The following is a 24,821-nucleotide window of genomic DNA, read 5'->3' on the forward strand; positions in this document are numbered from 1 at the left end:
GTCAGGCGGACACGATCCGCGGCCCCTCACCCGGAGCCGACTCCAGCCGCGTTTCCAGCGCCGACTGCTGCGGCCGCGCCGAAAGCTCCCGCCAGATGGCCAGCGCGCGCTCGGAGTACGTGCGCGAGCGTTCCGGCTGGCTGAGCGCCGAATGCAGCTCGCCGAGCAGCTGCGACACCTCGGCCTCCGACCGCCGGTCGCCGTTGCGGCGGTGCACGCTCAGCGAGTTGACCAGCAACAGCTGCGCGTGGGCGAAATCGCCGCTGTGCAGGCACAGCTCACCGAGGTTCTGATTGGCGTAACCCACGCAGTGGTCGTCGCCCAGATCGGTGAACACGGCGATCGCGCGCGTCACGAACTCGCGCGCGGGCCCGAGGTTGCCCTCGTGCTGGTGCAGCAGCCCGAGCCGCTGCAGGGCATGGGCCTCGCGGTGCCGGTCGCCGATCGCGGCGGCCAGCTCGAGCGCGTCGGTGAACCACCGCTTGGCCGGGGCGTAGCACTTCTGCGCCATCCACACGGCACCCACGGCGATGCGGATCACCGCCTCACCGTGCCGGTCGCCGGCTTCGGCGAACAGCTTCGACGCTTCGTGGCAGCGTTCCAGCGCGAGATCGTTGCGGCCCTGGATGCGCAGGATCGTGCCGAGCCCCGCGAGCGCGACGCCGGTGCCCTGCGCATCGCCGACGCGTTCGTAGAGCTCCCGCGCCGCGTCGAACGCCACGAAGGCTTCGGCGTAGCTGTCCTGGTACAGGTGGATCTGTCCCAGGTTGCGCTGCACGATCGCCTCGCCGCGCACGGCCCCCGCGCGCCGGGCCGCCGCCAGCGCCACCTCGTGGGTGGCGTGCCAGTCGTCCTGGTGCCCGCGCAGGTCGAAGTACGGCGTGAACGCGGCCGTGAGCTGCCACGCGAGGTCGTCGAACCCGAGCTGCGCGGCCAGCGTCACCGCGGCGACGCCGGAGTGGCGCTCCGCGGCGAACCACGCGGCCGGGTCGGCCAGGAGCTGCTCCGCCCCGTCCGGCAGCGCCGGGTAGGGCACGGCGTGGTCGCGGTACTGGCCGAAGAAGTGGATCGGCATCCGCTCCGCCGCCGCGACGGCCAGCGCGAGGTAACCCTCGAGCACCCGTCGCGCCGCGCGTCGCGTCTTCTCCGGCGCGTCCCGCTCGGCCAGCTCCGCCGCGTACACGCGGAGCAGGTCGTGGAGCCGGTACCGCGGCTGGCCCGTGGCGTCGGACGCGACGAGCTCCACCAGGTGGGCGTCGACGAGCACGTCGAGCACGTCGTCGGCCGACGGGCGGCCCAGCGCGGCCGCGACCACCCACGCGGGGAATTGGACCGGACCCAGCGCACCGAGCCAGCGGAACGCCGCGGCCGCCGACATCGGCAGCAGGTCGTAGCTCAGCGTCACGCTGGCGCGCACGGCGAGGTCGCCGACGCGCAGCTCGTCGAGCCGGCGCCGCTCGTCGTGCAGCCGGTCGGCGAGGATCCGCAGCGACCAGCTGGGCCGGTTGGTGAGCTTTGCCCCGGCCACGCGGATCGCGAGCGGCAGGTGCCCGCACTGGCGCAGGATCGCGGCGGCGTTGTCGGGCTCGGCCGCCACGCGCTCGGCACCGACGATGCCCTCCAGCAGCCGCGCGGCCTCCGGTTCGGGCAGGAGGTCGACGTCGACCGCCACCGCGCCGTCGAGGTCGGGCAGCCGCACCCGGCTCGTCACGAGGACCGCGCACGCGCCCGTGCCCGGCAGCAGCGGGCGCACCTGGGCGGCGCTGCCCGCGTCGTCGAGGACCACGCACATGCGTTTGCCGGCCAGGCGCGAGCGCAGCAGCGCCGAACGTTCCGGCAGATCGCGCGGCAGGCCGGCGTCGGGAATGCCGAGAGCGCGCAACAGCTCCGCGAGCACACCCATCGGCGCCCGCGGCGACGACGACGTGCCGGCGAGGTCCACGTGGAGCTGCCCGTCTCCGAACGCGTCGCGCACCGCGTGGGCCACCCGGACGGCGATGGCGGACTTGCCGACGCCGGGGGCGCCCGAGAGCACCACCACCGTCGGCCGGCCCGTCTCGCCGTGCTCGCGCAGGCGCGTGACCAGCTGGTCGACCACGTCCTCGCGGCCCGTGAAGTCCGGCAGGTCGAGCGGGAGCTGGCAGATCGGCAGCTCCGGTTGGGCGCGCGGCCGCAGCACCGCGAGCTCGGCCGGCAGCCCGGGCGGCTCGGGCACCGCGGCGGGTGTCACGAGCGTGGCCCGCAGCTCCCGCAGCCGAGGCCCGGGTGTTGCCCCGAGCTCTTCTGCCAGCGTGTGCTCGGCCAGCTCGTAGGCCTCCACGGCCTCGGCGATCCGGCCGCCGTCGCGCAGCGCCGTCACGAGCTGCTGCCACAGCTCTTCGCGCAACGGGTGTTCGGTGACGAGGCCGCGCAGCTCGGCGATGGCCTCGCCGTGGCGCCCCAGCGCGAGGCGAGCTCGCAGCCGCTGCTCCTGCACGGACAGGCGCAGCTCGGTCAGCCGCGCGATGGCCGCGCCCCAGCCGTGGTCGTGCGGCAGGCCTTCGAGCACTTCGCCGCGCCAAAGGGCGTCGGCTTTGTCGAGCAACGCGAGCGCTGCTTCCGCGTCGCCGCGCTCGAACGCTTTCCGTGCTTGGGCCGCGTGGTCGGCGAACAGCACGTGATCGAGTTCTTCGTCTGCGGCCGAGAGCAGATATCCCGACGCGCGGCTGCTGATGCGGTCACCCAGCTCGGGTGCCGTTTCCGCGAGCCGCCTGCGGAGGGAATGGACGTAGGTGCGGATGTTGGCTGCCGCGGAGCGAGGTGCGGTACCCGGCCAGAGGATTTCGACCAGCACTTCGGTGGACACCACGACATTCGGCTGCAAAGCCAGCGCGGCCAGCAGCAACCTCGGCTTCGGCCCGCCCAGTGGGACGGCCCGGCCTTCAGCAATGACCTCCAACGGTCCGAGAATTCGGAACGCCAGCGAAGTCAACAATTTACCCGCCTGAGCGGCAAGGTCCCCATGACCGGGCATGCTAGGAGCGTTCGCGCGGGTTAGCTAGATCCATTCGGCGGCTCACGTCCCCTATATCGCGATTTGTACGGGTCGTGTACAAGCCTTCGACACGCTATGGCCATGAAGCGTTCGAAGCTCCGGCGCCTCGCCGGATTCGGGGTTGTCCTGGCCGCGATCGGCGGGTTCGCGCTTTCCGCGGCGGTGCCCGCGTCGGCCACGGTGCCCGGCAAGGTCCAGACCGCGGGTGACCCGCTCAACGTCCGCCGCGCGCCCAACACCGCCGCCACCGCCGTGAAGACGGTGGCCAACGGCGCGACCGTCAACATCGAGTGCCAGACCACCGGGAGTTCCGTGGCCGGCCCGCTCGGCACCACCACGATCTGGGACTACGTGCCCGCGCTCGGCGGTTACGTGTCCGACGGCTACGTGCAGACCGGCTCCGACGGCCGCGTCGCACCCGACTGCGGTACCGGTACCGGCAGCGCCCAGTGCGCCGCGTCCTGCGCCGCCGAAGGCGTGTTCCGCTCGTCCGACGCGCACTTCGTCGCCCACGACACCAACGCCGACGGCAGTTCCGGCGTCGTGCAGTACTGGCTCTCCGACGGCTCGGGCCCGTACTACGTCTGGGCTTCCGGCGGGAACGGCACGTCGGTGGACAAGGCCGCGCCCGTCGCGAAGGGCAAATGGGTCTTCTACAAGGTCTGCACGGGCCACAACACCTCGCCGCCGACGTTCGCCGGCTGCAGCGCCGGCCTCACCGACTTCGCGGCCTGACCACCCCTACTCCCCGAAAGGATCCCCTGACATGGGCCAGGTGAACCGGCGCTCGGTGCTGCTGGGCGGACTCGCCGCCGTGACGGCGGCCGCGGCGACGACCGCTCTGCCTTCGTGGGCCAACGCGCGCACCGCTGTCGCCGCCCCGGCGATCCACGATCCGTTCCAGCTCGGCATCGCCTCGGGCGACCCGCTGCCCGACAGCGTGGTGCTGTGGACGCGGCTCGCCCCCGCGCCGCTCAACGCCGACGGGTTCGGCGGCATGCCCGACGCGACGTACGCGGTGGACTGGGAAATCGCGGACGACGAAGCGTTCTCCTCGATCGTGCAGAGCGGTTCGGTCAACGCCGTGCGCGCGTCGGCGCACAGCGTGCACATCGAGCCGACGGGCCTCGAGCCGGCTCGCGAGTACTTCTACCGCTTCAAGTCCGCCGGCTACATCTCGCCGGTCGGACGCACGCGCACGGCGCCCGCCGCGGGCGCGGCCGTGAACCAGCTGAAGTACTGCTTCACGTCCTGCCAGCACTGGGAGGAAGGCTGGTACCACTCGTACAAGGGCGTGGTGCGCGACGATCCGGACCTCGTGCTGTTCCTCGGCGACTACATCTACGAAAAGCCCTCCGGACGCAAGAAAGCGGAACTCAACCCGCGGCGGCTCGCCGTGCCTTCGGACACCACGACTTTGGCTCTGTACCGGGCTCGGCACGGCCAGCACAAGACCGATGTGGACCTTCAGGCCGCGCACGCGCTGGCTCCGTGGCTGGTCGTGTTCGACGACCACGAGGTGATGAACAACTGGAACTCCACCACGAGCCCGGCTTCGGCCGCCCGCAAGGGCTACGGTTTCCAGGCGTTCTACGAGCACATGCCGATCCGGTCCACGGCAAAGCCCAACGGCTCGTCGATCCAGCTGTACCGCCAGTTCCTCTGGGGGAATCTCGCTCGCTTCCACATGATGGACACGCGCCAGTTCCGCAGCGCGCAGGTCACCGGCACGGCGTGCGGGCCCTACCGCGACACCTCGCGCACGATCACCGGCACGGCGCAGGAACAGTGGCTGCTCAAGGCGTTCGAGACGCACCCGGCGACGTGGGACTTCCTGGGCCAGCAGGTGTTCTTCGCCCAGCGCGACGGTGACGGCAATTCGGCGACGTGCGAGAGCCCCGACTCGTGGGACGGCTACCAGGCTTCGCGCGATCGCATCACGCAAGGCTGGATCGACCGGAAGGTGCCGAACCCGGTGGTGCTCACCGGCGACGTCCACCGGCACTGGGCGGCCGACCTGCGCAAGGACTACTTCGACCACAGCGACCCGATCGTCGGCTCGGAGCTGGTGACCACCTCGGTCACGTCCAACAGCGACGACGCCGCGCCGCCCAGCGCCGCGTGGCTCGCGAACAACCCGCACGTCAAGTACTGCAAGGGAGAACGCGGCTACGTGCGCGTCACCGCGACGCCGGCGCAGATGCTGGCCGACTTCGTGGTGGTGTCGGACACGAGCGTGAACGACCCGGCGAAGCTGGTGATCAAGACGGACAAGAGCTTCGTGGTCGGTGCGGGTTCGAAGGGGCTGCAGGCGGTGTGAGCAACCGACGGAAGTAGGTGGTGTTTCCCGGTCCGGCGTGCTCCGTGATACCGCGATGCGGAACTCTCGAATCGGACTTTTATTCCATTAGGCGACATTCCACTCGGGACAGTGTGGACGAACCGGACTTCCTCCTTGTGCACCAACGAAGATCGAGTGCGACTTCGAGATAACGGTTCCGCACCGGCGGGCCGGACGCTTCCCCGGCGGCCGGTGCGGACCTAGTCTCGGGCCGGACGCTTGCGGCCTGGGGGCCGCGATTCACGAGGGAGTTGCCTGTGCGAAGAAGTCTCACCGTGTTCCTTTCGCTGGCGATGGCGGGTGGCCTCGCGGCCGCCACGCCGGGGCTGGCGTCGGCGGCGTCGGCTCCGGGCCGGGCCGACATCCCCGCGTCGCACCCGCTCTGGGCGAACCCCGGGGCCAAGGTCGCGGACACCGCGCCGGCGTCCAAGCTGGACTTCCGCGTGTACCTGAACCTGCGTGACGAGGCCGGTGCCGAAGCCGCGGCGGCGGGCGTGTCCGACCCGCAGTCCAAGAGCTACCGGCAGTACCTCTCGCCGCAGCAGGTGCGCGACCGCTTCACCGCCTCGGACGCGACCGTGTCCGCGGTGAAGAACTGGCTGTCCGGTGCCGGGTTCCAGCTCGGCGACGTGCCGTCGAACCGCGCGTACGTGGAGGCTGTCGGTACGGCGGACCAGGTGCAGAAGACGTTCGACGTCACGCTGGGCAAGTACGCCGTGAAGGGCCAGACGCTGCGGGCGGCGGACAAGAACCTGTCCGTGCCGGCTTCGCTTGCCTCGTCCGTGCTGGGTGTCGTCGGCGTTGACCAGGCGACCAGCCTGCTCAAGCCGGACCACACGTCGGGTGCCGACACCGCTTCCGCGAAGTCGTCCGGGCCGGCCACCGCGCCTCCGGGCGCCGGTTTCCGCAACTCCGGCCCGTGCTCCGACTACTACGGCCAGAAGACCGACACGGTCGACCCGGCGTACAACGGCAAGCAGCTGCCGTACGCGCCGTGCGGCTACAAGCCGGCGCAGCTGCGTTCGGCCTACGGCCTCGACCAGGCCGCCAAGCTGGGGGCCGACGGCCGCGGCACCACGATCGCGATCGTGGACGCCTTCGCGTCGCCGACCATCTACGCCGACGCGTCCGAATACGCGAAGCGCAACGACCCGGCGCACCCGCTGACGAAGGCGCAGTTCAGCCAGCACGTCTTCCCGGCCAACCCGGCCGACGAGGGCCCGGACCAGTGCGACGCTTCCGGCTGGTACGGCGAGGAGACGCTCGACGTCGAAGCCGCCCACGGGCTCGCCCCGGGCGCGAACATCCTGTACGTCGGCGGTTCCGACTGCGAGGACCTCTCGCTCGACACCGCGCTGAACTACGTGATCGCCGGCCACAAGGCCGACATCGTGTCGAACTCCTACGGCGACACCGGCGAGGACCTTCCGGCCGACGAGATCAAGGCGTTCAACCAGATCGCCGTGCAGGCCGCGCTCGAGGGCATCGGCGTGTACTTCTCCTCCGGCGACAACGGTGACGAGGTCGCGCGCCTCGGCACGCCTTCGCCGGACTTCGCGGCTTCCTCGCCGTGGGTCACCGCCGTCGGCGGCACCTCGCTGGCGGTCGACGCCTCCGGCAAGCGGACCTTCGAGACCGGCTGGGAAACGGGCAAGTCCACGCTCACCGCGGGCGCCTACAGCCCGTCGTTCCCGGGCGCCTTCAACGGCGGTGCGGGCGGCGGCACCAGCCGCGTGTTCCCGCAGCCGGCGTACCAGAAGGGCATCGTGCCGGACGCGTTGTCCACGAAGAACCAGAAGGGCAAGGCCAAGGGCCGCGTCGTCCCGGACATCTCCGCGGTGGCCGACCCCAACACCGGCATGCTCGTGGGCCAGACCCAGACCTTCCCCGACGGCGTGTACTACGACCAGTACCGCATCGGCGGAACCAGCCTGGCGTCCCCGGTCTTCGCCGGCGTCATGGCCGTGGCCGACAGCCTCGACCACTTCCACCATGGCTTCATCAACCCGGCGCTCTACCAGCTCACGTCGCGCACCGGCACGATCTACGACGTGAAGCACGTGGACGCCGCCGTGGAGCGCGTGGACTTCGCCAACAGCGTCGACGCGTCGGACGGCCTGCTGACCTCCGCCCGCACGCTCGACTACCCCAACCTCACGATCCACACCACCAAGGGCTACGACGACGTGACGGGCCTCGGCTCGCCCAACGGTCTGGCGTTCTTGCTGCTCGTGTGATCCGCTACTGAGGGTCGATGCAGGCCCCCGCCTTGCCGCGTGACGCGGCAGGGTGGGGGCCTGCTTCGTTCTCGAGCGCGGCCGACCTAAATGCCGGCGGAGGGAGAACCGGCTTCCGCCGGCGTGTGCCGCATCTTCCGCACCGCCGGCGACAACAACGGCACCAGCGCCGCCACCGCCAGCACCACCCCGCCGGTCGTCGCTACCGGCCCGGGACCGAACGCCGAAGCCAACGGCCCCGCCGACAGCTGACCGATCGGAATCCCGACGTAAGAACCGAAGTCGTCATACGCGGCCATCCGCGAGAGCAGGTGGTCGGGGATGTTCTCCTGCACTGTCGTATCCCAGGCGACGTTCGCCACCCCGCTGCCAAAGCCCGCCACCAATGCCGCACCGGCCAGCACGGCGAAGCCCGGGCGCGTGCCGAGCACGATCAGCGGCGTGGCCGACAGAGCGGCGCACACCTGCCCCAAGGTCAGCAGTCGGCGCGCCGCCACCCGGTACATCACCACCCCCGTGATCAGCACCCCCGCGGCCCGCACGCTCAGCACCGCACCCCACGACGCCTCGCCGATGGTGGCGCGGGCGATGGTCGGCCCGAGGACCTGCCAGACGCCCGTCTGCGCGATGTTGACGACCGTGAACGCGGCCACGATCTGCCACAGCCACGTGATCCGCCGGAACGCGTGCCAGCCCTCGCGGATGCCGTGGAGGACCCCCGTCCGCGACGAGCCGGTCGCCGGAGGCAGGCGCAGGAAGCTGAACGCCAGGCCCGCCACCACGAACGACACCCCGTCCGCTGCGATGGCCCAGCCGCCGCCGACGGTCGCCACCAGGACACCGGCGACCGACGGCCCCGCCACCTTCGAGATGTTGCGCGCCGACGACAGCAGCGAGTTCGCCTGCCGCAACAACCCCCGATCGACCAGCTGTGGCACGATCCCCCGCAGCGCGGGCGTCGTGAACGCCGTGAGCACCCCGTTGGCGAACTCCGTGCACACCAGCAACGGCAGCGAGTAGTTCCCCGTCAGCAGCACCGCCGCCGCCACGAGCTGGGTCGCGCCACTGCCCAGGTTCGCGAGCCGGAGCACCAGATCACGCGGGAACCGGTCGGCCACCGAGCCACCCACCAGCAGCAACGCGAGCATCGGCACCATGTTCGACGCCAGCACGATGCCGAGGTCGCCGGAGTGCGGGCTGGCGTCGAGCACCGCGAACGCGAGCGCCACCGGCGTCATCGAGCTGCCCAGCAACGACACCAACCGCGCCCCGAAGAACACGGCGAAGCGCCGCGACGCCAGAACCCCCATTCGATCATCGTGCCAGCGCGGCGCGGCAGCGCATAACAGATAAAGCGGCAACAACGATCACCCGAGCGGGATCGAGCCAGCCGCGTGAAGGGGAAGCACCATGACCGAGCGCATCATCGCGTTGTGGCGAGCAGGCACGGCTCCGGCCCGCGACGGGCTGTATCGAGCGGACGACACCGCGGTCAGCGTCGACACCGACGGCGCTGCCCTGTCGTGGTTCGCCCTCGGTCCCAGGCTCGTCCTCGACGAGGTCCTGGCCGGCCCCGGGGGCGTGATGGACATCGACGAAAGCGCACGCGCGGAGGTCGCAGCCGGGGTGATCGTCTGTGGCGACGGCGAGCTCGGCGCGGACGGCTTCGTTGCGAGGCTCGACTCCGAGGGAAACCTCCGCTGGGTGGTGGCGTCGGTGCGGTCGAACCCGTTCGAGCGGATCGCGGTTTCCGGAACGGTGGTCGAGGTCACCAACAACCTGGGAAACTCGATCTCTTTCGATCTCCTCGACCCGAACTTCTCCTAGCTGGGGAGACGTTCGTCGCGGAAGCTTCCCCCCGACCCGGCCGCGGGGAATCATGAGCCCGGCAAAACGGGAGAAGGGCCAGGACATGAGCGGGATCGACGCGGACGTCTTCGGGGGACGCATGCCGTCCGGCGCGGGCGACTTCGCCATCGAGACGCACGGCATCACGCCCGTGCCCGAGGCGAACCGGTTCGGCCGGCCGTGGCGGCTGGCGAGCGTGTGGTTCGCCCCCAACCTCACCATGACCGCCGTCTTCACGGGCACGCTCGGTTCGACGCTGGGGCTGGGCTTCACGACCGGGTTCATCGTCGCGCTCGTCGGCACGATCCTCGGCTCGCTGCCGCCCGCCTACCTGTCCACGTGGGGCCCGAAAACCGGCACGGGCCAATTGCCGCTCGCGCGCCTGCCGTTCGGCAAGACCGTGGTGCTGCCGGGGCTGGTGCAGTGGCTCGGCAGCATCGCCTGGGACGCGCTGGTAGGGCTCTTCGGCGGTGAAGCGCTGGCGGAGCTCACGGGGCTGCCGTTCTGGCTCGCCGTGGTCCTGGTCCTCGTCCTGCAGTGCCTGCTCGGCGTGTTCGGCTACGCCGTGATCCACCGCGTGCAGGCGGTGATGAGCGCGGTGCTCGTGGTCGCGTTCGTGGCGCTCGCGGTCAAGGTCGTGCTCGACCACCCGATCACCTTCACCGACTCCGCGACGGGCGGCGACTACGCGGGCGCCATCGTGCTGTTCTCCACGATCACGCTCAGCCTCGCCATCTCGTGGGCGCCCTACGCCGCCGACTTCAGCCGCTACCTGCCCGCCGACACGAAGCCGGCCGGGGTCTTCTGGTTCACGCTGCTCGGGCTCGTCGCGTCCTACGCGCTGGGCGAGGGCATCGGCCTCGCGCTGGGCTCGGCGCTGGGCGACCAGACCGCCGCCGGCGTCTCACAGCTGGTCGGTGGCGGCGTGGTCGGCGGCCTGGCGCTGCTGGTGATCGCGTTGGCCGCCGTGTCGTCCAACGCCATGAACGACTACAGCGGCTCGCTCGCCCTCCAGACGGTCGGCGTGCGCCTGCGCCGCCCGGTGTCGGCGGTGGTGGTGACCGTGCTGGCGTTCGTGCTCATCCTCTGGATGCACAGCGGCGACCTGTCGGCGAAGTTCGAGAACGTGCTGCTGTTCGTGAGCTACTGGATCCCGCCGTTCCTGGGGGTCGTGGTGCCCGACTGGCTGCGCCGCACCCGGCACGGCCGGCGCTTCGACGTCGTCGCTGAGCTGCGGAAACCGATCCGATCCTGGGCCGCGCTGGTGGCTTTCGGAGTCGGTTTCGCCGCGGCGGTGCCGTTCATGAACACCACCGTCTACACCGGACCCGTCGCCGCCGCCCTGCACGGCGCGGATCTGGCGTACTACGCGGGGTTCGTGGTTTCGCTGGTGGCGTACTTGCTCCTGCGCGGCGGAAAGAAGGTTGACCTCCAGTAAAGTAGAGGTCGCACGCTGGCTGGTACCTGCTCAAGGAGGAACCATGCCAGTCGCCGTAATCACCGGCGCGTCAGCCGGTCTGGGCCGGGCCCTCGCCGGGGCCCTCGCCCGTCGCGAGTGGACAGTGCTGGGCACCGCGCGGGGTGAAGAAGCCTTGCGGACCACTGCCGACGAGCTCGGCTTCACCGCCGTGCCCGGCGACGTCGCCGACCCCGCGCACCGCGCCGCCCTCGCCGAGGCCGCCGGGCCGCGGCTCGACCTGCTCGTGAACAACGCCAGCAGCCTCGGCGTCAGCCCGCTGCCGCCGCTGGCCGACTACCCGCTCGACGCCCTGGAATCCGTCTTCCGCACCAACGTTTTCGCGCCTCTCGCACTCACCCGGTCGCTGCTGCCCGCGCTGAAAGCCGCGAACGGCACCCTCATCGACATCAGCTCCGACGCCGCCGTCGAACCCTATGAGGGCTGGGGTGCCTACGGCTCCGCGAAAGCCGCGCTCGACCACGCCACCGCCGTGCTCGGCGTCGAGAACCGGGAGCTCGCCGTCTACGCCGTCGACCCCGGTGACCTGCGCACGGCCATGCACCAGCTCGCCTTCCCCGGCGAGGACATCTCCGACCGGCCGCTGCCCGAGACGGCTGTGCCCGCGTTTCTCCGGCTGCTCGACGAACGCCCGTCCAGCGGCCGCTACCGCGCCGCCGACCTCGCCCAGGCGGTGCGCTCGTGACCACGCGGTTCTCCTTGCCGGACGGCCTGCTCGCCACCACGCCCCCCGAAGCACGAGGCCTCGCGCGCGACGAGGTCCGCCTGCTCACCGCCGGCCCGGACGGCGTCCACCACGCCACGTTCCGGCAGGTCGGCGACTACCTGCGGCCCGGTGACCTGCTCGTCGTCAACACCTCGGGCACCCTCCCGGCGGCCGTCGACGCGGTGCGCGGCGACCACGTCGTCGGCGTCCACTTCTCCACCGGACTGGACGACGGCACCTGGGTCGTCGAACTCCGCGCCGCCGATGGCCCGCTGCTCGACGGACACGAAGGCGAGCACCTCGCCCTGCCCGCCGGAGCCGCCCTCACCCTGCTCGCCCCGCACGTCGCCGGCCGTCGGCGCCTGTGGCGCGCCCGGGTCGACGTCGAAGGCGGCGTCGGGAAGTACCTGGCGCTCGTCGGCCGCCCCATCCGCTACGGCTACGTCCCGCGCACCTGGCCGCTCACCGACTACCAGACCGTCTTCGCCCTCGACCCCGGTTCGGCGGAAATGCCCAGCGCCGCCCGCCCCTTCACCGCGGAACTGGTGACGCGATTGGTCTCCCGAGGCGTGCTCTTCGCACCGATCCTCCTGCACACCGGCGTCTCGTCGCCGGAAGCGGGGGAGCCGCCGTACGCCGAGCGCTTCCACGTCCCCGCCACCACGGCGGCGCTGGTCAACTGGGTGCGCACGCAGGGCGGCCGCGTCGTCGCCGTGGGGACCACCGCGGTGCGCGCGCTGGAGTCGGCCGTCACCGACGGTGCCGTCACCGCCGCGTCGGGCTGGACGTCGCTGGTGCTGGGCCCGGACCACCCGGCGCAGGTCGTCGACGGGCTCGTCACCGGTCTGCACACGCCCGAGGCCTCACACCTGCTCCTGCTCGAGGCCGTCGTCGGCCCCGCGCTGGTGCAGCGCGCCTACGACGCGGCCGTCGAACGGAGGTACCTCTGGCACGAGTTCGGCGACGTCTCGCTGCTGCTGAGCAAGTAACGGCGCACCTGTCAAGGGGATCCCAGCAGAATTCCCGCCATGCGGATGTCCATGCGCCCGGGTGAGTGACCGTGCGAACCTCGCCGGGACCCGTCGCCGCTGGAAGGGCCCACCGTGCGCAAGCTCCCGAGAACCCGCCTGCTCGCCTCCGCGCTCGTCGCGCTGACCGCGGTGGGTGCCCTCGCGGGCTGCTCGCGCGCGGACCGCCCCCAGGCCGCGGCCGCGAACGAAGGCACGGCGACCGAGGTCCGTCTCGGCTACTTCCCGAACGTCACGCACGCGCCGGCGCTGATCGGCGTCGACAAGGGCTTCTTCACCCAGCAGCTGGGCAAGACGAAGCTGACCACGCAGACCTTCAACGCCGGACCCGACGAGGTCAACGCGCTGCTCGGCAACTCGCTCGACATGGCGTTCATCGGGTCGGGCCCGGCCATCACGGCGTTCAGCAAGTCCGAAGGCGCCATCCAGCTGGTCTCCGGCGCGGTGTCGGGCGGCGCGCAGCTCGTGGTCAAGCCGGACATCACCAGCGTCGACCAGCTCAAGGGCAAGACCCTCACCACGCCGCAGCTGGGCAACACCCAGGACGTGGCGCTCAAGAAGTTCCTGGCCGGCAAGAAGCTCACCGGCCAGGTCACCGTGACCACGATGGACAACCCGAAGACGCTCGACGCCTTCCGCAAGGGCGACGTCGACGGCGGCTGGCTGCCCGAGCCGTGGTCCTCGCGGCTCGTCCTCGACGCCGGCGCGAAGGTGCTCGTCGACGAGAAATCGCTGTGGCCCGACGGCCGGTTCCCGACCACCGTCGTGATCGTGCGCAGCGAGTTCCTGCAGCAGCACCCCGACACCGTGCGCGCGGTGCTGAAGGGCGAGCTGGCGGCCATCGACTGGGCCAAGGCCAATCCCGCCGAGGCGAAGACGGTCGTCAACGGGGCGCTCAAGAAGCTCGCCGGGAGCTCGCTGAGCCCGGCCGTGCTCGACCGCGCGTTCTCCGGCATCGAGCTGACCACGGACCCGATCCCCGAGCAGTTCCCGCAGCTGGCACAGGACTCCGTCACCGCCGGCGTCGCGAAGTCCGCCGTGGCGCTGAAGGGGTTCGCCGACTTCGGCCCGCTCAACGAGGTCCTGCAGGAAGCGAAACAGCCCGCCGTCGAAGCTCCCGCCCTGGCCAAGTGATTCGGGCTCGGTAGTTCAGGCTCGGTGATTCAGGAAAGAGGCAGCGCGCGATGACGATCACCCTTCCCAGTGGACGGACCGAGTTCACCGGCACGGCCGCGGTGCGGCTTTCCGGCGTCGGCAAAGCCTTCGGCCCCGCCGGGCGCGCCGTGGTGGCGCTCGACGGTGTGGACCTGACGGTGGCGCCGGGTGAGTTCGTGTGCCTGCTCGGGGCGTCGGGCTGCGGCAAGAGCACGCTGCTGAACCTCGTGGCCGGCCTCGACGCGCCGTCGGCCGGGGAGATCACGCTCAACACCTCGCGTCCGGCGGTCATGTTCCAGGAGGCCGCGCTCATGCCGTGGCTCACGGCCGCGCGCAACGTCGAGCTGCCGCTGCGCCTGGCCGGGTTCGGCCGCGCCGAGCGCCGCCACAAGGCCGCCGAGCTGCTGGACCTGGTGCGGCTGAGCGGTGTGGGCGGGAAGCGTCCGCACGAGCTGTCCGGCGGCATGCGCCAGCGGGTCGCGCTGGCCCGCGCGCTCGCGGCGACCCACCGCGTCGGCGGCGACGCCGAGCAGGCCCTGCTGCTGATGGACGAGCCGTTCGCCGCCCTCGACGCCATCACCCGCGACGTGCTGCAGGGCGAGCTGCTGCGTGTGTGGGGGAGCACGGGCACGTCGGTGCTGTTCGTGACCCACGACGTGCGCGAGGCCGTGCGGCTGGGCCAGCGCGTGGTCCTGCTGTCGTCGCGTCCTGGCCGCGTGGTGCGCGAGTGGACCGACGTGCCGCTGGCCGACACGGAGGAGCTGACCGAGGAAATCACCGGCCACCTGCGAAAGGTGATCAGCACCCATGCCGCAGCCTGACGGACCCGTCGACGAGCTGGACGCCGTCGGCTCCGGGCTCGACGCGCTCGACGCTCCGGCAGGGGAGCGCCGTCCGTCGTTCTGGCGCCGGTTCGCGTGGGGTTTCCTGCCGCCGGTGGTCGCGCTCGTGCTGCTCGTGGTGGTGTGGCAGATCCTGTGGGCCGCCGCGCTCTGGCCGGAGGCGCAGCTGCCTGCGCCGCTGGCCGTGTGGAACGAGTTCTGGGACCGCCTCACCGACGGCGAGGTGTTCGGCTTCATCTGGACGTCGCTGCACCGCGCCGCGCTCGGCTTCGCCGCCGGCGTGGTGATCGGGACGCCGCTGGGGCTGCTCGTCGCGAAGGTCCGCGTGGTGCGCGCGGCGATCGGTCCGCTGCTCACGGGCCTGCAGAGCCTGCCCTCGGTGGCCTGGGTCCCGGCCGCGATCCTGTGGTTCGGCATCAACGACGCGGCGATCTACTTCGTCGTGCTGCTCGGTTCGGTGCCGTCGATCGCCAACGGCCTGGTGTCCGGCATCGACCAGATCCCGCCGATCCTCCCGCGCGTCGGCCAGGTCATGGGCGCGCGCCGGCTGGCCGCGGCCCGCCACATCCTGCTGCCCGCCGCGTTGCCCGGGTTCCTCGCCGGGCTGAAGCAGGGCTGGGCGTTCTCGTGGCGTTCGCTGATGGCGGCCGAGCTCATCGCGCTGTCGCCGCAGCTGGGCGTCGGCTTGGGCGCGTACTTGAACCAGGGCTCGTCGCTCAACGCGATCGAGAAGGTGATCGCGGCGATCTTCCTGATCCTGCTCGTCGGGATCGGGATCGAGCTGCTGGTGTTCCGGCCGCTGGAGCGCGCCGTGCTGCGGGCGCGCGGGCTCACGTCCTCGCTCTGACGGGGTTCACCCGATGCGGTCTCGCGGCACCCACCACAATGTCCGATCATGGCCCCCGCGATCCTGGCGCTGCTCGCCGATCTGATCTTCGTCGTGCGGTTCCTGCGCGAGCCTCGGCGGCTCGGCAATGCCGTGTGGTTCGCCATCGCTTTGGTATTGACGGGGTTGTGGCTCTTCAGCCTCACCTCGGGGCTGGTGTGGCTGCAGACCGTGGTGCTGATCGTCGTCGGCGTGGTGGCGATGGTCGCCGCGCTGGTGCTGCCGTGGGCGCTGATCGCCAACGGCGCGGTGATGTGGCGCCGCGAAGGCCACCGGCCGGCGAACATGCTGTCGCTGCTGGCGGGGCTGGCGATCCTGGCGGTCTACGCCTTCACGATCGGCGCGGTCGCCTTCACGCGCACCGCGCCATGGCTGATCGTGGTGGCCCTGTCGGCGCTGCTGTTCTCGGCGTACCTGGCGTTCGTGTTCACGGCGCTGCTCATGTACTCGGTGCTCTACAGCCGGTTGAACCGCCGCGCCCGCGCCGCCGCGATCATCGTGCTGGGGTCCGGTCTGCTCGGTGACCGGGTGCCGCCGCTGCTGGCCAGCCGGCTGGACCGGGGCGTCCAGTGCTACCACGGCTCGCCCGAGGCCGTCGTGGTCGTGTCCGGTGGGCAGGGGAGTGACGAGCTCACTTCGGAAGCCGCGGCCATGGCGGCGTACCTGGAGAACGCCGGCGTGCCTCGCTCGTCGGTGCTGCTGGAGGACAAAGCCACGACGACCGACGAGAACCTGCGCTTCAGCGTTGAGCTGTTGCGCGTGCGGGGGATCTCCGGCCGGATTTTGGCGGTGACGAACAACTACCACGTCTTCCGCACGGCCATCCTCGCTCGCCGCCTGCGGTTGCGCCTGGACGTGATCGGCGCGAAGACCGCTTCGTACTTCGTGCCGAGCGCATTCCTGCGTGAGTTCGTGGCTTTGCTGGTGCAGTACCGGAAGACCAACATCGCCGCGTTCGTGGTGCTGGCCGGGTTCCCCCCGGCGTTCGCCCTGCTCGGCCAGCTCTGACGGCGGCCTCCGGTGCGCTCCGCTCGGCCCGCCCTCAAAACGCCCCGAGGTGGCGTTCGGACCGGTGGAAGCGCCGAATGCCGCGTTGGGGGCGTTCAACGCAACCAACGCCGCAGGGGGTGCTTGAGCAGGGGCGGGTGGTGCGGAAACGAAACCGGCCCGCAGGCGGGGAGCCTGCGGGCCGGTCTGAAGTGGACGGTCAGCGCCCGGTGCGGCGAGAGCCCGCGCGGGTGCCGGCCGAGAACGCCGCGGCGCCCCGGCTGGAACCGGCGCGGCTGGGCTGCTGGGAACGGGTGCCGGACTGGCCGGAGCCACCGCGGCGCGGTTCGCCCTGGGTACGGGCGGCGGCTGCGCCACCGCGACCGCCACCAGTGCGACCGGCGCCGGACCGGCTGCCGGCTGAGCGGCCGGCGTCGCCGCGACCACGACCGGCGCCGTCGACTGCCCGGCTGCCGCGACCACGGCCGCCACCCTCGCCGAACGACTCGCGAGCCGCACCACCGCGCCCGCGGCCTTCGTCGAATGACTCGCGAGCGGCACCACCGCGACCGCGGCCTTCGCCGAACGAATCCCGGCCGGCACCACCACGGCTGCCACGGCTCGAACCACCGCGCCCGGCCGACTCGCCCCGGCGCGACTGCGCAGCGGCGCGAGCGCCCTGCCCACCGCGGTTCTCCGGGGCCGGCCCACCGCGACGCCCACCGCGAACGGAAGCGTCGCCGCCGGAAGCGGTGACCTTCTTCGGGCGATTGTCGACGATGGGGCGGCGCGGCGAGGCGTCGAAGGTGCGCTCGCCGGGGGCGAGCTCGGCCAGCAGGGGGTGGCCGGGGCCGATCTGCGTGGTCGTGGGCTTGATGCCGGCCTTACGGGTGAGGTCGCGGACGTCGGCGATCTGGTCGTCGGTCATCAGCGTCACCACGGTGCCCGACGCGCCCGCGCGCGCGGTGCGGCCGGAGCGGTGCAGGTAGGCCTTGTGCTCCACGGGCGGGTCGGCGTGGATGACGAGGGTGACGTCGTCCACGTGGATGCCGCGGGCGGCGATGTCGGTGGCCACGAGCGTGCGAGCGGCGCCCGACGAGAACGCCTCCAGGTTGCGCGTGCGCGCGTTCTGGCCGAGGTTGCCGTGCAGCTCGACGGCAGGCACGCCGCTGGCCACCAGCTTGCGCGTGAGGCTCTTCGCGCGGTGCTTGGTGCGCGTGAACACGAGCGTGCGGCCGGGGGCGGCGGTGAGGTCGACGAGCACCGGCAGGCGGTGGGTCTCCTCGAGGTGCAGCACGTGGTGCGTCATGGTCGACACCGGCGACTGCGCCGAGTCGACACTGTGCGTGACCGGGTCGTGCATGAAGCGCTTGACCAGTACGTCGACGCCGCCGTCGAGGGTCGCGGAGAAGAGCAGCCGCTGCCCGCGCTCGGGCGTCTGGTCCATGATGCGCCGGACCTCGGGCAGGAAGCCCAGGTCGGCCATGTGGTCGGCCTCGTCGAGAACGGTGATCTCGATCTGGTCGAGCTTCACCTCGCCGGAGCGCATGTGGTCGGCCAGGCGGCCGGGGCAGGCGACGACGATGTCCACGCCGTCGCGCAGGCGCGTGATCTGCGGAGACGCGCTCACGCCGCCGAAGATCGTGGTCGTCTTCAGGCCCAGCACCTTGCCCAGCGGCGCGATGGTGGCCTCGATCTGGGTGGCGAGCTCGCGCGTCGGCGCGAGGATCAGCGCGCGCGGGCGGCCGGGGCGCCGGCGGGTGGGGCCGGCGGCGAGGCGGGCCAGCACGGGCAGCGCGAAGCCGTAGGTCTTGCCGGAGCCCGTGCGGCCGCGGCCGAGCACGTCGCGGCCCGCGAGCGTGTGCGGCAGGGTGGCTTCCTGGATCGGGAACGGCGAGGTGACGCCCTGGGCCGCCAGCGCGTCCACCAGGGACTTGGGCAGGCCGAGTTCAGTAAAAGTGGTCATAAGTGCGTACGGGCGCTCGAAACGCCCCGGTTCTCCATACGTGAGAAGGGTTGTCCTGCCCGGCGCAGACCTCGGGGGGCCGCGGCGCGTGGTAGTCGACAACAAGACGCGATCCGAGGCAGAACTGAGCGGACCGCAAGATCAGTATAGCCGACTGCGCACGCAGGGCCGAGTGAGTTTGCCCGCACCTCGGCCTCCTTGCTAAGTTACCCGTCGGTAATTACGGAGGAGAGCCATGCCGCTGCTCAACCCGCGGGCCTACGACCCGCAGTCGTTCGACCCGGAGACCCGGCGCCTGCTGCTGGCCACGATCGAGTGGTTCGAGGCACGCGGCAAGCGCAAGCTCACCGAGGACTACCACAACCGCACCTTCTACGCGGACTTCCTCGAGTTCGCCGGGAAGGAAGGCCTTTTCGCCACCTTCCTGACCCCGGCCGCGAACGCCGACGGCGCGCCGGACAAGCGCTGGGACACCAGCCGCGTGGCCGCGCTGTCGGAAATCCTCGGCTTTTACGGACTCAACTACTGGTACCCGTGGCAGGTCACCATCCTCGGGCTCGGCCCGGTGTGGCAGAGCGGCAACCAGGTCGCCCGCAAGCGAGCGGCCGACGCGCTGGACGCGGGCGGCGTCGGCGCGTTCGGCCTGTCCGAAAAGGACCACGGCGCCGACATCTACTCCTCCGACCTCGTGCTCACACCCGACGGCGCGGGCGGCTACCGCGCCAACGGCTCCAAGTACTACATCGGCAACGGCAACGTCGCCCGCACGGTGTCGGTCTTCGGCCGCATCGACGGCGTCGGGGGCCCGGACCAGTACGTGTTCTTCTACGCCGACTCGACGCACCCGAACTACCACGTGGTGAAGAACGTCGTGCCCTCGCAGATGTTCGTCGCCGAGTTCCGCCTGGAGGACTACCCGGTGCACGCCGAGGACCTCCTGCACGTCGGCGCGGAGGCGTTCAGCGCCGCGCTCAACACCGTGAACATCGGCAAGTTCAACCTGTGCTTCGGCGGCATCGGCATGGCCACGCACTCGCTGTACGAGGCCATCACCCACGCCCACAACCGCATCCTCTACGGCAGGCCCGTCACCGACTTCCCGCACGTGCGCCGCGAGTTCGTGGAGGCCTACGCGCGGCTGGCCGGCATGAAGCTGTTCTCCGACCGCGCCGTGGACTACTTCCGCTCCGCCGGCCCGGACGACCGCCGCTACCTGCTGTTCAACCCCATCACCAAGATGAAGGTGACCACGCAGGCGCAGAAGGTGATCGGCCTGGTCGCCGACGTCGTGGCGGCCAAGGGCTTCGAGGCCGACACGTACCTCGCGATGGCCAAGAACGACATCGACGGCCTGCCCAAGCTCGAAGGCACGGTGGCGGTGAACCTCGCGCTGATCGCGAAGTTCATGCCGGCCTACCTTTTCGCGCCCCAGGACTACGCCCCGGTGCCGACCCGCGACGACGCCGCGGACGACGAGTTCCTCTTCCGTCAGGGCCCCGCGCGCGGGCTGTCGAAGGTCCGGTTCCACGACTGGAAAACGGCCTACGGCAAGGCTTCGCACCTCCCGAACGTCGCGCTCTTCCGCGAACAGGCCGACCAGCTCGTGCGCCTGCTCACCGAGGCCGCGCCCGACGAGGCGCAGCAGGCCGACCTGGACTTCGGGCTGGCTTTGACGGAGCTGTTCACCCTCGTCGTCTACGGCCAGCTGATCCTGGAGCAGGCCGAGCTCACGGGCGAGTCCGACGACGTCGTGGACCAGCTCTTCGCCGTGCTGGTGCAGGACTTCAGCGCGGCCGCCGTGGACCTCAACGGCAAGGCGAGCTCCACGGACAAGCAGCAGGAGCTGGCGCTGGCGGCCCTGCGCAAGCCCGTCGTGGACGCCGACCGCTTCGCTCGCGTGTGGACAGTGGTGCGCGACCTCTCGGGCGCCTACGAGATGAACGCCTGACGCCCGGTCCGCGGGCCGGCCCGGCAGAACCGGCCCGCGAACCGGCGGATCAGCGATCTTGCCGAGAGAACCGCTGGTCAGCGCATGATCACCGGGCGTCCACCGGCGTAACCGCGCGCAGCGGGCGCGGATACGTCCCGGCAATATTCCGTTCCTAGCTTTCCGGTCCAGTCGGCCGGAAGGAGCGGACATGGGGCTCGCTGACAACCCGAACATGGAAGACTTTTCTCTGCGTTACACACCGGCGTCGTTCCGGAAGTGGTCGCCGTGGATGGTGTTCCTGAGCTGCCTGGTCGGGATCTCGGCCATGGCGGGGTACGCGCTCGACGCGGCGTTCGTCGACGCGTTCGGGTTCGCCAACGCGATGATCGGTTTCCTCGTCGCCGCGGCGGTGACGCTGCCGCTCACGCTCGTGATCGCGTTCGCCATCGCCCGCCGCCACGTCGACATCGACCTGCTCACCCGGGGATCCGGCTTCGGGTACCTCGGGTCCACGCTCACGTCTCTCGTCTACGCGACGTACACGCTGATCTTCCTCGCCTACGAGGGCGCGATCATGGCACAGGCCGTGACGGCGCTGACCCACCTGGACATCCACCTGTCCTACGTGATCGTGTCCGCGGTGATGATCCCGTTGACCCTCTACGGGATGACGTTCAGCTCGAAGTTCCAGGCGTGGACGTGGCCGTTGTGGATCGCGCTGATCGGGCTCGCCATCGGCACCGCCGCGACGGCGCCGGACGCCGGGCACAACATGGTCCACCCCGCCACCGTGTCGCCCGCCGGGCTGGCCGGGCTGACCGTGCTCGCGGTGTTCACCATCGCCGCCGCGCAGCTGTCGCTGGCCACGCAGGTGGGGGAGCAGGGCGACTACCTGCGGCTGATGCCCGACCCCACGGCGCGCTCGCGCGGCCGCTGGCGGCTCGCCGTGATCATGGGCGGCCCGGGTTTCGCGTTGTTCGCCGTCGGCATCTTCTTCGCCTCGACGCTGCTGGTGGGCTACGCGGCCACGAAGATCGGGCCCGACCAGGTCGCCGTCCCGGTGGACCTGTTCACCGCCGTGTACGAGCGGCTCACCGGCAACCACACGGTCGCGCTCGTGCTCGCCGGGCTCCTGGTGCTGCTGTCGCAGCTCAAGATCAACATCATGAACACCTACTCCGGCTCGCTGTCGTGGTCGAACTTCTTCTCCCGGCTGCTGCACCGGCACCCCGGCCGCGCCGCGTGGGTGTTCCTCCAGGTCGGCCTCGCGCTCGTGCTGATGGAGCTGGACATCTTCGCCCACATCGTCGAGGTGCTCGCGTGGTACTCGAACGTCGGCGTCGCGTGGATCGCCGCGATGGTGTCGGACCTCGTGCTCAACCGCCGCGTGCTGAAGCTGGCGCCGAAGGACCTCGTGTTCCACCGGGCGCACCTGTTCAACGTCAACCCGGTCGGGTTCGGCTCGATGGTCGTCGCCGGCGCGGTGTCGATGGTCGCCTACTACGGTGCCTTCGGGGCCACGCTGGCCGCGCTGTCGCCGTTCCTCGCGCTGGTGCTGGCGTTCGCCCTGCCGCCGGTCGTGGCCGTGGCCACGAAGGGCCGCTGGTATGTCGCGCGCCGGTCGGAGCTGCCCGCGGACGCGGGTGAGCTGCCGTGCTCGGTGTGCGAAGGCAGCTACGACGTCGGCGACATGGCGACCTGCCCGTTCCACGGCGGCACGATCTGCTCCCTGTGCTGCTCCACGGAGGGCAAGTGCAAGGACGCGTGCAAACCCAGCGCGTGGCGGCCCGTGGACCTCGGCGTCCCCACGGTCGGCGCCCGCACGCCGGAGCTGACCGCCGCTTCGGAGGCGGCGTCGTGACCGCCGCGACGCGCCTTAACACCCGGGTGACGCCGGGGACCTCACGAGGAAATCTCGGGTGCCTACGGTCCGGCGGCGTGAGAGGCCCGGTGAACAGGGCGGACGACGTGCGCAGGCTGCGGGACCTGCTGCGCTCGGCGGTGCAGCGCGACCGCTTCCCCGACGGGTTGCTCCCCGCGGAGGCCGACCTGATGGCCGCCCACGGCGTGTCGCGCGCGACGGTGCGCGAGGCACTCGCGCTCCTGCGCGCCGAAGGGCTCATCGAACGCACGCAGGGCGTCGGCACCCACGCCGTCGCGCGTCCGGTGAGCACGGGGATCACCGAGGCGCACGGCGCGACCTCGCCGTCGGCGGCGAGCCTGCTCAACCGGCGCACCCGGCCGCGCGTGCTCGACCGGTCCGTGGTCCCGCTGCCCGCGGTCGCCGCCGAACGGCTCGGTGTCCCGGCCGGAACCCCGTGCCTGCGCCTCGAGTACGTGGCGTTGCACGAGGAGGAACCGTTGTGGCTGGCCACGAACTACGCGCTGTTCCCCGAGGCGGAGAAGCTGCGCGACTGCCCGTTCGTCACCGACTGGTACGCGCTGCTCGCCGACGCCGGGGTCGAGTTCGGCTCTTCGGAGTTCGTCATCGGCGCGGAGATCGCCGACCCGCTCACCGCGGAGGAGCTCGGCGTCCCGCCCGGCGCACCCGTGCTCACCGTGGAGCAGACCTTCGCCGATCCGCGGGGCCGGCTGTTCGACCTCGCTTTCGTCCACACCCGCGCGGACCGGTTCCGGTTCGTCTCGCGCGGTACCCGCACGCCGTCCCTGGAGGAGCTCTGATGAGTGCGAACCCGCCCACCACCCTGACCGAAGCAGCCGCCGCCCTGCGCGCGGGCACCGTGACCTCGGCCGAGCTCACCGAGGCCGCGATCGCCCGCGCCGATGCGTCCGACGCGGAGGTCGGCACCTACCTGGCCCGCTTCGACGACTACGCCCGCGAACGCGCCGCGCTCGCCGACGACGAGCTGGCCCGCGGCGTCGACCGCGGCCCGTTGCACGGAATTCCCTTCGGAGTCAAGGACATCCTGGCGATGGCGGAGGGCCCGACGACTGCCCAGAGCCTCGTGCTCGACCGGTTGTGGGGCCAGGGCAAGGACGCGCCGGTCGTCGCGCGGCTCAAGGCCGCCGGCGCGGTGATCACCGGCAAGACGACCACGATGGAGTTCGCCTGCGGCATGCCCGACGAGTCCAAGCCGTTCCCGGTGCCCCGCAACCCGTGGGACACCTCGACGTGGCCCGGTGGCTCCAGTTCCGGCACCGGCAGTGGCGTCGCGGCCGGCATGTTCCTGGCCGGGCTCGGCACCGACACGGCGGGCAGCATCCGCATCCCCGCGGCGTTCTGCGGCGTGAGCGGGCTGATGCCGACGTTCGGCAGGGTGCCCAAGTCCGGGTGCGTGCCGCTGGGTTACAGCCTCGACCACATCGGGCCGCTCGCGCGCAGCGCCGAGGACTGCGCCGCGGTCCTTCAGGTGATCGCCGGGCCGCACCCGAGTGACCCGGACTGCGTCGACGCGCCGTTCTCCCCTCCCGAGCTGGGCGGTGATCTCGCCGGGCTGCGAATCGGGGTGGTGCGGCAGCACCATTTCCCCGACGAGGCGGACCCGGCACTGGCCGGGGCGTTCGAGTCCGCGGTGGCCGAGCTCGTGGCGCTGGGTGCGCAGGTCGTCGAGGTGGAGCTGCCGTACTGGCAGGAGATGATCACCGCGGACATGGTCACCATGGGCTGCGAGGCGCTCGCGTACCACCGCACCGACCTCACGACGCGCTGGGACGACTACTTCGTCGCCACCCGCGCGATGCTCGCCCTCGGCGCGACGGCGTCCGGCGCGGACTACGTGCAGGCGCAACGGGTCCGGCGGGTCGCGCAGGACGCGATCGGCCGGTTGTTCCGCACGGTCGACGTGCTGGTCAGCCCGACCGCCGCGGTCGGCGCCCCGGCGTTCGACAGCCTGGTGGGGCCCGACGGCAGCGTCGACGTGGGCGGGCTGTTCTCGGTCGTCTTCACGCCGTACTGGGACTCCGTGGGCAACCCCGTCCTGGCGGTGCCGATGGGCTTCACGGCCGCCGGGTTGCCGCTTTCGCTGCAGGTCGCGGGGCGTGCGTTCGACGAGGCCATCGTGCTCCGCGCCGGCGCGGCGTTCCAGCGGGTGACCGACTGGCACCTGCGCAGCCCCGAACTCGCCACCGCCGCGGTCGCGGCCTGACCCGAAGGGAACCGGAATGTCCGAAGTGGACACCGTCGACGTCGTTCGGCGAATGCTCGACGCGGCGAGCCTGCCCGCGAGCGAGGCGGAACTGGCGCGCTACGCCGCCGCCTACCCGGCCCAGCGGTCCGGGCTGGACGCGCTCTACGCGGTGCCGGCGGCCCGCTACGTCGACCCGGCGCTGCGCTTCCGCGCCGAGGCGGCGGTGGAGGAGTGGGCCTCCTAGGCCCGCGGGAGACCCGGCTCGCGGCGGATCCGCGAACACGAGGAGGGCCTCC

Annotated in this window: 19 protein-coding genes; 16 read left to right on the forward strand and 3 right to left on the reverse strand. The window is 71.4% G+C overall.

Annotated elements, in window-relative coordinates; translation table 11 throughout:
* Nucleotide 1: 1 nt before the first annotated feature.
* Nucleotides 2–3,013 carry a BTAD domain-containing putative transcriptional regulator gene (locus tag AB0K15_RS26125; RefSeq protein WP_364055546.1) on the reverse strand — a complete coding sequence of 1,004 codons (3,012 nt, stop codon included), beginning with the start codon at nucleotides 3,011–3,013 and terminating at the stop codon, nucleotides 2–4.
* Nucleotides 3,014–3,115: 102 nt separating this feature from the next.
* Here AB0K15_RS26125 and AB0K15_RS26130 point away from each other — a divergent pair, with 102 nt between their 5' ends.
* The 3 genes from AB0K15_RS26130 to AB0K15_RS26140 all read left to right on the forward strand — a co-directional run bounded on the left by AB0K15_RS26130 (nucleotide 3,116) and on the right by AB0K15_RS26140 (nucleotide 7,612).
* Nucleotides 3,116–3,769 (forward strand): hypothetical protein, encoded by a 654-nt coding sequence (locus AB0K15_RS26130; RefSeq protein ID WP_364055549.1) that lies wholly within the window; start codon nucleotides 3,116–3,118, stop codon nucleotides 3,767–3,769.
* 31 nt (nucleotides 3,770–3,800) lie between these two features.
* The gene (locus AB0K15_RS26135) at nucleotides 3,801–5,354 is read left to right on the forward strand and encodes an alkaline phosphatase D family protein (protein ID WP_364055552.1); all 1,554 of its coding nucleotides are present in this window, start codon (nucleotides 3,801–3,803) and stop codon (nucleotides 5,352–5,354) included.
* A gap of 278 nt (nucleotides 5,355–5,632) precedes the next feature.
* Nucleotides 5,633–7,612 (forward strand): S53 family peptidase, encoded by a 1,980-nt coding sequence (locus tag AB0K15_RS26140; protein ID WP_364055555.1) that lies wholly within the window; start codon nucleotides 5,633–5,635, stop codon nucleotides 7,610–7,612.
* 86 nt (nucleotides 7,613–7,698) lie between these two features.
* Here the strand turns inward: AB0K15_RS26140 and AB0K15_RS26145 are convergent, their stop codons facing one another.
* A complete protein-coding gene (locus tag AB0K15_RS26145) occupies nucleotides 7,699–8,922 on the reverse strand; it encodes an MFS transporter (RefSeq protein WP_364055558.1) in 1,224 nt (407 codons plus the stop codon).
* 100 nt (nucleotides 8,923–9,022) lie between these two features.
* Here AB0K15_RS26145 and AB0K15_RS26150 point away from each other — a divergent pair, with 100 nt between their 5' ends.
* From AB0K15_RS26150 to AB0K15_RS26185, 8 genes are all read left to right on the forward strand, one after another.
* Entirely contained in the window at nucleotides 9,023–9,439 is a 417-nt protein-coding gene (locus AB0K15_RS26150) for a hypothetical protein (RefSeq protein ID WP_364055561.1), read from the forward strand.
* Nucleotides 9,440–9,491: 52 nt separating this feature from the next.
* Nucleotides 9,492–10,898 (forward strand): cytosine permease, encoded by a 1,407-nt coding sequence (locus AB0K15_RS26155; protein ID WP_364055564.1) that lies wholly within the window; start codon nucleotides 9,492–9,494, stop codon nucleotides 10,896–10,898.
* Between the two features lie 43 nt (nucleotides 10,899–10,941).
* Nucleotides 10,942–11,622: an SDR family NAD(P)-dependent oxidoreductase gene (locus AB0K15_RS26160; RefSeq protein WP_364055567.1), complete on the forward strand. Its 681-nt coding sequence runs from the start codon at nucleotides 10,942–10,944 to the stop codon at nucleotides 11,620–11,622.
* A complete protein-coding gene (locus tag AB0K15_RS26165; protein WP_364055570.1) occupies nucleotides 11,619–12,632 on the forward strand; it encodes an S-adenosylmethionine:tRNA ribosyltransferase-isomerase in 1,014 nt (337 codons plus the stop codon). Before AB0K15_RS26160 ends, AB0K15_RS26165 begins: the two co-directional genes overlap by 4 nt.
* A 114-nt stretch (nucleotides 12,633–12,746) precedes the next feature.
* Nucleotides 12,747–13,805 (forward strand): ABC transporter substrate-binding protein, encoded by a 1,059-nt coding sequence (locus AB0K15_RS26170; RefSeq protein WP_364055573.1) that lies wholly within the window; start codon nucleotides 12,747–12,749, stop codon nucleotides 13,803–13,805.
* Between the two features lie 50 nt (nucleotides 13,806–13,855).
* The gene (locus AB0K15_RS26175; RefSeq protein ID WP_364055576.1) at nucleotides 13,856–14,647 is read left to right on the forward strand and encodes an ABC transporter ATP-binding protein; all 792 of its coding nucleotides are present in this window, start codon (nucleotides 13,856–13,858) and stop codon (nucleotides 14,645–14,647) included.
* Nucleotides 14,634–15,515 (forward strand): ABC transporter permease, encoded by an 882-nt coding sequence (locus AB0K15_RS26180; RefSeq protein WP_364055579.1) that lies wholly within the window; start codon nucleotides 14,634–14,636, stop codon nucleotides 15,513–15,515. Before AB0K15_RS26175 ends, AB0K15_RS26180 begins: the two co-directional genes overlap by 14 nt.
* A gap of 48 nt (nucleotides 15,516–15,563) precedes the next feature.
* On the forward strand, nucleotides 15,564–16,562 hold the full coding sequence (locus AB0K15_RS26185) for a YdcF family protein (RefSeq protein WP_364055582.1): 999 nt from the start codon (nucleotides 15,564–15,566) through the stop codon (nucleotides 16,560–16,562).
* 199 nt (nucleotides 16,563–16,761) lie between these two features.
* Here AB0K15_RS26185 and AB0K15_RS26190 read toward each other — a convergent pair whose 3' ends face one another.
* Nucleotides 16,762–18,507 (reverse strand): DEAD/DEAH box helicase, encoded by a 1,746-nt coding sequence (locus tag AB0K15_RS26190; protein WP_364055585.1) that lies wholly within the window; start codon nucleotides 18,505–18,507, stop codon nucleotides 16,762–16,764.
* A gap of 235 nt (nucleotides 18,508–18,742) precedes the next feature.
* Between AB0K15_RS26190 and AB0K15_RS26195 the strand changes: the two genes are divergently transcribed.
* From AB0K15_RS26195 to AB0K15_RS26215, 5 genes are all read left to right on the forward strand, one after another.
* The gene (locus tag AB0K15_RS26195; protein ID WP_364055588.1) at nucleotides 18,743–20,455 is read left to right on the forward strand and encodes an acyl-CoA dehydrogenase; all 1,713 of its coding nucleotides are present in this window, start codon (nucleotides 18,743–18,745) and stop codon (nucleotides 20,453–20,455) included.
* A 190-nt stretch (nucleotides 20,456–20,645) separates the two neighbouring features.
* On the forward strand, nucleotides 20,646–22,298 hold the full coding sequence (locus AB0K15_RS26200) for a histidine kinase (protein ID WP_364055591.1): 1,653 nt from the start codon (nucleotides 20,646–20,648) through the stop codon (nucleotides 22,296–22,298).
* Nucleotides 22,299–22,375: 77 nt separating this feature from the next.
* A complete protein-coding gene (locus tag AB0K15_RS26205; RefSeq protein WP_364055594.1) occupies nucleotides 22,376–23,119 on the forward strand; it encodes a GntR family transcriptional regulator in 744 nt (247 codons plus the stop codon).
* Nucleotides 23,119–24,543 carry an amidase gene (locus AB0K15_RS26210; RefSeq protein WP_364055597.1) on the forward strand — a complete coding sequence of 475 codons (1,425 nt, stop codon included), beginning with the start codon at nucleotides 23,119–23,121 and terminating at the stop codon, nucleotides 24,541–24,543. Before AB0K15_RS26205 ends, AB0K15_RS26210 begins: the two co-directional genes overlap by 1 nt.
* A 16-nt stretch (nucleotides 24,544–24,559) precedes the next feature.
* On the forward strand, nucleotides 24,560–24,769 hold the full coding sequence (locus AB0K15_RS26215) for a hypothetical protein (RefSeq protein ID WP_364055600.1): 210 nt from the start codon (nucleotides 24,560–24,562) through the stop codon (nucleotides 24,767–24,769).
* The last annotated feature ends 52 nt before the right edge of the window (nucleotides 24,770–24,821 follow it).

The sequence above is a fragment of the Amycolatopsis sp. NPDC049253 genome (genome assembly GCF_040678995.1).
In the GTDB taxonomy this organism is placed as follows: domain Bacteria; phylum Actinomycetota; class Actinomycetes; order Mycobacteriales; family Pseudonocardiaceae; genus Amycolatopsis.

Excerpts from the sequence above, each read along its gene's own strand:
- AB0K15_RS26125 (WP_364055546.1), bottom strand. The coding sequence starts at position 3,013 with ATGCCCGGTCATGGGGACCTTGCCGCTCAGGCGGGTAAATTGTTGACT.
- AB0K15_RS26130 (WP_364055549.1), top strand. The coding sequence starts at position 3,116 with ATGAAGCGTTCGAAGCTCCGGCGCCTCGCCGGATTCGGGGTTGTCCTG.
- AB0K15_RS26135 (WP_364055552.1), top strand. The coding sequence starts at position 3,801 with ATGGGCCAGGTGAACCGGCGCTCGGTGCTGCTGGGCGGACTCGCCGCC.
- AB0K15_RS26145 (WP_364055558.1), bottom strand. The coding sequence starts at position 8,922 with ATGGGGGTTCTGGCGTCGCGGCGCTTCGCCGTGTTCTTCGGGGCGCGG.
- AB0K15_RS26150 (WP_364055561.1), top strand. The coding sequence starts at position 9,023 with ATGACCGAGCGCATCATCGCGTTGTGGCGAGCAGGCACGGCTCCGGCC.
- AB0K15_RS26155 (WP_364055564.1), top strand. The coding sequence starts at position 9,492 with ATGAGCCCGGCAAAACGGGAGAAGGGCCAGGACATGAGCGGGATCGAC.
- AB0K15_RS26160 (WP_364055567.1), top strand. The coding sequence starts at position 10,942 with ATGCCAGTCGCCGTAATCACCGGCGCGTCAGCCGGTCTGGGCCGGGCC.
- AB0K15_RS26175 (WP_364055576.1), top strand. The coding sequence starts at position 13,856 with ATGACGATCACCCTTCCCAGTGGACGGACCGAGTTCACCGGCACGGCC.
- AB0K15_RS26180 (WP_364055579.1), top strand. The coding sequence starts at position 14,634 with ATGCCGCAGCCTGACGGACCCGTCGACGAGCTGGACGCCGTCGGCTCC.
- AB0K15_RS26185 (WP_364055582.1), top strand. The coding sequence starts at position 15,564 with ATGGCCCCCGCGATCCTGGCGCTGCTCGCCGATCTGATCTTCGTCGTG.
- AB0K15_RS26190 (WP_364055585.1), bottom strand. The coding sequence starts at position 18,507 with ATGACCACTTTTACTGAACTCGGCCTGCCCAAGTCCCTGGTGGACGCG.
- AB0K15_RS26195 (WP_364055588.1), top strand. The coding sequence starts at position 18,743 with ATGCCGCTGCTCAACCCGCGGGCCTACGACCCGCAGTCGTTCGACCCG.
- AB0K15_RS26200 (WP_364055591.1), top strand. The coding sequence starts at position 20,646 with ATGGGGCTCGCTGACAACCCGAACATGGAAGACTTTTCTCTGCGTTAC.
- AB0K15_RS26210 (WP_364055597.1), top strand. The coding sequence starts at position 23,119 with ATGAGTGCGAACCCGCCCACCACCCTGACCGAAGCAGCCGCCGCCCTG.
- AB0K15_RS26215 (WP_364055600.1), top strand. The coding sequence starts at position 24,560 with ATGTCCGAAGTGGACACCGTCGACGTCGTTCGGCGAATGCTCGACGCG.